Here is a 7,695-nt window from a genome sequence, read left to right on the forward strand (position 1 = left end):
CCTCACCTGTCTGAGAGAGCCGGAACGTCGATGGTACAGGGAAGTTCCGCTTTTCTTATTACCAGCCTCTTTCTTGCATGCGATCCTTTTGCTCTAATGTTGAGATTTCGATACCTTTCATTGCAGCACCTAAGTCTTTAGATAACTCTGCAATTAAAGCGTAATCTTGATAGTGGGTTGTAGCTTCTACGATAGCTCTAGCAAATTTAGCTGGATTATCTGATTTAAAGATACCGGATCCTACAAATACTCCATCAGCACCTAATTGCATCATCAATGCAGCATCTGCAGGTGTTGCTACACCACCGGCAGCAAAGTTAACAACTGGCAACTTTCCATTTTCCTTAATATTTAATAATACTTCAAATGGTGATCCAGTGTTCTTTGCATACGTCATTATTTCATCCACAGACATATTTACTACTTCATTAATTTGCGATTGCATCATTCGCATATGACGAACAGCTTCTACAATATTACCTGTCCCTGGTTCACCTTTTGTTCGAATCATGGAAGCACCTTCTGCAATACGACGAGTTGCTTCACCAATATCACGTGCACCACAAACGAAAGGAACTGTGAAATCACGCTTGTACAGGTGATATACTTCATCAGCAGGAGTTAATACTTCACTTTCATCAATATAGTCCACACCCATTGCCTCTAATACACGTGCTTCTACAATATGTCCAATACGACATTTTGCCATTACCGGAATGGTTACTGCATTTGTTACTTCTTCCACAATAGTTGGGTCAGCCATACGAGCTACTCCACCTGCTGCACGAATATCTGAAGGAACACGTTCAAGAGCCATAACAGCTACAGCTCCCGCTTCCTCTGCAATCTTAGCTTGCTCAGCGTTAACAACGTCCATGATAACGCCACCCTTTTGCATTTCAGCCATTCCACGCTTCACACGATCAGTACCTACTTGTCTTTCCATGTTACATCGTCCCCCTAAAATAATATACTTAGTTGTATTTTGGATTTTCATTTCAGATAATATCCAATGTTTCCTTTCCCATTATAACGAAAAATTAGAACATTTTAATAGGAATACACCTTTTTCTTCGTAAAAACTAATTTTTTTATGTAAAAAGTGGAGAGAAGTCCCTCCACTTTCCTTGCATTAATTAAATAATCCTCGTACGGCATCAGCAACACTTCCCCAAATACCTGAGAAAAATTCACCAATACCTTGGAACATTAACGAGAACCAACCAGCTTCTTCGACAGCCTCATTCGTAATAATATCTACAGAACGGAGACCATCTCCTTGAATATAGTTTTCCTCACCAGCACCAATGTATTCCACTGTCATTGTTCCAATTACTTGATTTGCTTCAATAGGAGCAATGAGTCTCCCTTGTTCATCTAATAAAGATTCATCTAATTGAACGGAATAAGAATAAGCATCTTCATCATCCCAATGGACAAGTGAAGAAACACTCTCTGCAGTGGAAATAGATACCTCATCTGCCTTCCCTCTAGTAACAGGAATTGTCTCATATCCCTCTAATTCCATACCCGCTGGAAATATTTCTTGTTTAGAAAAATTGTTAAAACCATATTCCATTAAACGTCTCGTTTCTTGGAAACGTTGCCCTTCAGATTCTGCTTTCATAACAACACTAATTAAACGTTGGCCATCCCTTTCGGCCGTTCCAGTAAAACAGAATCCTGCAGCACTAGTAAAACCAGTTTTTAAACCATCAATCGGTTCGTAATCCCAGTCAGAGTACGTAGTACCAACAAGCATTTTATTCCAGTTTTGCATGGTAATAGCATCTTCTGTACCTTCTTTAAATATTTTCTCTGGAATACTTGCCGTATCTAATACTTCAGGAAAATCATTTATTAAATGAAAAGCTAAAATGGCAGATGCACGGGCAGACATATAGTTATCCTCATTCGCACCTGTGCCTTCTGCGTGATAACCATCTAAAAGGTGATTTGGAAGCCCAGTGGAATTAACAAATTGAAAATCTCCTAAACCTGCTTCTGCAATTTCTTCTAAATCATCCATACCATATTGAGCCCCCGCTTCTCGCAGTGGGGTTCCTAATCCTAACTCTTTTCCTTTATCATTCATCATTTTAACAAAGTTACCATAAGAACCTGCAATTAATTCTGCTAAAGCCATAGTGGAAGCATTAGCTGAATAGATGGCTACAGATTCATATAGTTCCTTTACTGTATACGTCTCATCTGTTCGTAGCATAACATTAGATAAACTTTGGTTATGAGACATTCTTGCTAAATAATCAGGAATTGGAACTGCCTGATCCCAAGTAATTTGTCCATTATGAACAGCCTCTAAAATTAAATACTCCGCCATCATTTTTGTCATACTTGCAGGAGGCAGAGGTTGATCTACATTTTTCTCCAATAAAATCTTTCCTGTATCTGCATCTACTAATATTGCTGTTTCAACCTGTGGTTCAAAATTAGCCTGTGTCGTTGAAACATTAAAAGTAAATACACTCATAAATGTAAAAACGAATAATAGGCTCAATAAACCTATACGTTTCATCATCTTGCACACCCTCTCCCATTTTCTCTAAAAAATAATATATATTTTACAGAGTCTATTCAAAATGGAGTGTTTTTCCCTTTTGAACAGACTCATTCTATTATTTTTTTTCTAAAAAACTCGAACAATCGATATTTTATCATATAAACGGCCAAAAAAATAGATAGGGAAGACCCTATCTATCGTTTTCCTTTATAATTATTTTCTTCCATTATAGAGAATAATTTGGAGCTTCCTTTGTAATTTGAACGTCGTGTGGATGACTTTCCACTAAACCTGCTCCAGTAATTTTAATAAATTGAGATTCATCCCTTAATTTATCGATGGTCTGAGATCCACAGTAACCCATTCCAGCTCGGACTCCTCCGACAAGCTGATGAATGGTATCCTTCAATGGACCTTTATACGGAATACGTCCTTCAATTCCCTCTGGCACTAATTTTTCATTTCCTTCTTGGAAATAACGATCCTTACTTCCCTTTTCCATTGCACCTAGTGAACCCATTCCCCTATAAACCTTGAACTGTCTTCCTTGGAAGATTTCCCTTTCACCTGGGCTTTCTGATACACCAGCAAGAAGGCTGCCTAACATAACCGCATGTGCACCCGCTGCTAATGCTTTCACGATATCACCGGAATACTTAATTCCTCCATCGGCTATAATCGGAACACCGTGTTTCCTTGCTTCTGTTGCACAGTCATAAACAGCAGTAATTTGTGGAACTCCAATACCGGCAACAACTCGAGTAGTACAAATGGAGCCTGGTCCAATACCAACCTTTACAATGTTGGCACCTGCTTCAATAAGGTTTCTTGTTGCTTCTGCTGTTGCTACATTACCGGCAATAATATTTAAGTTCGGATATTGACTCCTTACCTCTCGAACCTTATCAATGACTCCTTTTGAATGACCATGTGCTGTATCAATAACTAATACATCGATTCCGGCTTCCACTAGTGCTTTCGTTCTTAAGTCAGAGTCACCACCAACCCCTACTGCGGCACCGACAACAAGTCTCCCTTGGGAATCTTTTGCTGAATTAGGGAATTCAATAGCTTTTTCAATATCTTTAATAGTAATAAGTCCTTTAAGAACTCCGTCATTATCTACTAATGGCAGCTTTTCAATCTTATACTGTTGAAGAACCTTTTGCGCTTCCTCCAAAGTTGTTCCTACAGGGGCTGTTACGAGTCTTTCCTTTGTCATTACATCACTAATTGGTATGGAGTAATCATCAATAAATCTTAGGTCACGATTGGTTAGAATACCTACTAATTTTAAATCATCATCAACAATTGGAACACCTGAAATTCGATATTTACCCATTAAATGTTCTGCATCAAACACTTGGTGCTGTGCAGTTAGATAAAATGGATTGGTTATAACTCCACTCTCAGAACGTTTTACTCTGTCTACTTCCTCTGCTTGTTGTTCAATGGACATATTCTTATGAATAATCCCTAAACCGCCTTCACGAGCCATAGCAATAGCCATCTTCGCTTCTGTTACTGTATCCATTCCTGCACTAATGATAGGTATGTTAAGTTGAAGTGTATCCGATAATTTTGTCTTCACACTAACATCCCTAGGAAGTACTTCGGATTTGGCAGGAATAAGCAATACGTCATCAAACGTTAAGCCTTCCTTTGCAAATTTGTTCTCCCACATGAGACAATTCCCCTTTCAATCTTTCGCAAAATATTATTTGTAGCTTATCAAGTGGACACACTACTGTCAAGAAGCCTAATGCGATTCTCGAATAGTAAGATAATTCTCATTTTTTAACTGGAAGAGGTGGAAATGTATGTATGAGAAAAACAAATTTACAATCCTTTTTCAATCAGTAGAATATGTAAAACATTTCTTGCAGAAAAAATATGAGGAAAAAGGAATAGGTTCACCGAATGAACTTGCTTTTCAAAATAGCTATGCTTTTGTTTATTATATAAAACTAGGGGAGTCTTATTTTTCACAAGGGGTAGAAGCCCCAACAGAAATTAAACCAGTTTTGTTTTTCTATGGTTTAAGCCATTGGTTAAAGGGAGCCTTACTAACGGTGGACCCAGAATACCCAGCTACAACACAGGTTCTGGCTCATGGAGTTTCCGCCCGTAAGCGGAAAAAACAAGGATATCGCTTTTTATCTGATGAAATTAAAGTTCAAAAGGATGGATTTTTCCCTTATTTATCCAATCATTTTTTTTCCGTTAAGCAATTAACAGGAGAAAAGTATAAGATGAAGCATTTACTCATGTCTATTCCTGAAATGAATTCCACCTTCGAAAAGTTAGAAAAGGAAGCTCCTTTATTACCAATTAAAAAAAATGAAAATTATCCAGAGTATATCGTTTCCTTAGATTTACTAAAGAAGCTTCGCATGTCTCCAAAACGATTGGAAATGCTGGTAAAGGAAAAAACGGGCTCAATTATAACCTGTCTAGAGCAAGGAGATCAAATTTCAATAAAGATTGAAAAAGAAGGAAGCTCCTTACCTTTTTTCCATTCAAGGGAAGGACGATTATACATGTCTACTGTACTACCGATTTATTGGAATTTACCTGAAATACTTTCCCACTTTTTACTTTTATATAATTTGAGTATGATTTGCCGGTACGAAGCGGAATGGTGGGGGGAAGTTCTCTACTCCTTTTCCTCTAATGACCTCCCCTTTATCGATACATTCTTGTGGTGTGTTCAGGAAAAGACTCCATTACTTGTGGAAAGATTATTTTTTGATGACTGAAGAAGTATTAATGAGGATTTATAAACTAGGCTCTGTTAAAGGATAATGTTGATTGAAGCAGAAGAACACAATTTAGATATTTTCAGGGTAGACATCCATACAAATACAATTTGCACCATGGATTATGAAAATGGGTATCAATCTTGTCTCGCGAATCCGCTTCAGGCGGACGCTTTCCGCGGGCAATGCTTCAGCCTCCTCGGCGCACTAGCGTGCTCCTGTGGGGTCTTCAGCTATTGCTTTTCGAGGCCACTGAAAAAGATAAAAAGCGATCTTTTTCAGTGGCCTCTTGCTTTTCCCGCTGGAGTCGCCGCCTTCCACTTCTTCGAGAGTGCAAACGGCAACATGGATTTTGTATTTTTAGGGTAGACCTCCATCCAATAGTAATTTTGCACCATGGAGTATGAAAAATTTTAGTCTGCATTGGAATGAGCGAAGGTCCGTGAGGTTAACTGTCTCTTCCTCTGCAAGCGTATGCTTCGTAGCGGATCCGTCGAGACAACTCGTAGCTTACTCAAGAGGCATCACGTGTGATGCCTCTCTGAAGTAAACGCTCGTTCCTGTGGGAAAATGGCCTAGCCGAGACCTCACAGCGACGAAGTCGCGAGGAGGCTTGGCAGGTCACCTACGGAAAGCGAGCGAACCGTAGCGAATGACAACCTGATTATATTTTCAGGGTAGTCATAAAAAGAAAAGGCGTCTATAAAATAAAATTACAGCCGCCTTTATTAACTTAATTTATTTTATTTAACGCTGTTTCGATATCATTCCAGATATCTTGTTCACTTTCTAAGCCTACAGATAACCTTAAAAGAGAGTCAGTAATACCCATTTTTATCCTTTCCTCTTCTGGAACAACGGCATGGGTCATTGTTGCTGGATGCTGAATAAGAGTTTCGGCGTCCCCTAAACTAACAGCAACTTGAATTAATTGTAACTCATTCATAAATCGTTGTGCCCCTTGCTTCCCACCCTTTACCTCAAAGCTAATTAATCCTCCAAAGTTTTTCATCTGTCGTTTTACCAATTGATGGTTATAGAATTCTGGATCACCAGGATATACTATATTTGTAACTTTCGAATGGGACTTTAATTTTTCAAATAAATAATGGGCATTACTGCAATGTCTATCCATTCGTACAGCGAGGGTTTTTAATCCTCTAATAAGTAGCCAAGCATCAAAAGGGGAAAGTACTCCACCAATATCCTTTTGAGTAGTCATCTTCACATTTTGTATAAAATTATCGGGCCCTACAGCAAGACCTGCAATCACATCCCCGTGCCCTCCAATGTATTTAGTCGCACTGTGAATCACTATATCTGCCCCCAGCTTTAATGGTTGCTGTAAATAAGGCGAACAAAAGGTATTATCCACTACAACAAATATATCTCTTTCCTTTGCTATCTTTGATACTAGCTCAATATCAACCAATTTCATTGTAGGGTTAATCGGTGTTTCAATATAAATAACACTTGTATTATTTTTGATTTTTCCCTTAATCGGTTCTTCATTATCCATATTAATGAGGTCATAGTCCACATTAAATTTGTCTTTCATAATATTTAAGAAACCAAATGTACAACCATAGACACCTTCTGATACTAATATGTGATCTCCCGTTTTCACAAGTGCTATTAAAATAGCTGATACGGCAGCCATACCTGAAGAAAATGCAAGTCCTGCTTCTCCCCCCTCTAAATCTGCTATTTTACTTTCGAATTCATTCACTGTAGGATTTCCTAAGCGGGAATAGATGTAACCGCTTTCATTTCCGGCGAAACGAGCTTCCCCTTGCTCAGCGTTGGCAAAGGTAAACGTAGATGTTTGATATAGAGGTGGTGCTAAACTGCCGAAATGCTGTTGTCTATCAAAAAATCCATGAATTAATCGTGTTTCTATATCTTTTTTCCCCATTTGAAAACCTCCCAGAAATTTTGATCTCTCAATATTATTATACTTAATGTAGTTGAGTGTGCGAAGGGAAATTGTCCATTAAAAATCGTTGACTTTTTATTTTCACTATGTTAAATGCCAAAATTGAGGCGTTACCCGCTATTAGAGGCGGGTTTTACTGTCCGGTTTAGACCAACTTACTTGCCACGTTCACATTTTAGACGCAAAAATAGCTTGCTGATTTAGTATGTATCACCTAGTCGGGCGATTAATTAAAGGTCCCTTATATTTACCCGCTGTATTTGATTGTTTACCCGCCGTTAGAAGGCTTTTACCCGCTAATACGAAGGTGTTACCCGCCATAAATAGAACTTTACCCGCGGTATTCACATTTCAGACACAATTCGGTATATAAAAAAAGACACCCTCATCTGAGAATGTCTTTATCTGCCCAGCAACGTCCTACTCTCACAGGGGGAAACCCCCAACTACCATCGGCGCTGGAGAGCTTAACTACCGTG

Annotated in this window: 6 protein-coding genes and 1 rRNA gene; 2 read left to right on the forward strand and 5 right to left on the reverse strand. The window is 38.6% G+C overall.

Annotated features, from left to right (window positions below; all coding sequences use genetic code 11):
- Nucleotides 1-58 precede the first annotated feature (58 nt).
- From pdxS to guaB, 3 genes are all read right to left on the reverse strand, one after another.
- Nucleotides 59-946: a pyridoxal 5'-phosphate synthase lyase subunit PdxS gene (gene pdxS, locus J2S74_RS25765; RefSeq protein WP_307332133.1), complete on the reverse strand. Its 888-nt coding sequence runs from the start codon at nt 944-946 to the stop codon at nt 59-61.
- Nucleotides 947-1,132: 186 nt separating this feature from the next.
- Complete coding sequence (locus tag J2S74_RS25770) at nt 1,133-2,539, reverse strand: D-alanyl-D-alanine carboxypeptidase family protein (RefSeq protein ID WP_307332136.1); 1,407 nt, start codon at nt 2,537-2,539, stop codon at nt 1,133-1,135.
- 208 nt (nt 2,540-2,747) lie between these two features.
- Entirely contained in the window at nt 2,748-4,205 is a 1,458-nt protein-coding gene (guaB, locus tag J2S74_RS25775) for an IMP dehydrogenase (protein WP_307332138.1), read from the reverse strand.
- 136 nt (nt 4,206-4,341) lie between these two features.
- On the opposite strand from guaB, the gene J2S74_RS25780 reads away from it, so the two are divergent.
- Entirely contained in the window at nt 4,342-5,280 is a 939-nt protein-coding gene (locus J2S74_RS25780) for a YaaC family protein (RefSeq protein WP_307332141.1), read from the forward strand.
- A gap of 45 nt (nt 5,281-5,325) precedes the next feature.
- Nucleotides 5,326-5,649 carry a hypothetical protein gene (locus J2S74_RS25785; RefSeq protein ID WP_307332144.1) on the forward strand — a complete coding sequence of 108 codons (324 nt, stop codon included), beginning with the start codon at nt 5,326-5,328 and terminating at the stop codon, nt 5,647-5,649.
- Between the two features lie 364 nt (nt 5,650-6,013).
- Here J2S74_RS25785 and megL read toward each other — a convergent pair whose 3' ends face one another.
- Complete coding sequence (gene megL, locus J2S74_RS25790; protein WP_307332147.1) at nt 6,014-7,195, reverse strand: methionine gamma-lyase; 1,182 nt, start codon at nt 7,193-7,195, stop codon at nt 6,014-6,016.
- A 428-nt stretch (nt 7,196-7,623) separates the two neighbouring features.
- Nucleotides 7,624-7,695, reverse strand: a 5S ribosomal RNA gene (rrf, locus tag J2S74_RS27500); the annotation flags it as partial.

This window comes from Evansella vedderi, assembly GCF_030813435.1.
GTDB lineage: Bacteria > Bacillota > Bacilli > Bacillales > Salisediminibacteriaceae > Evansella > Evansella vedderi.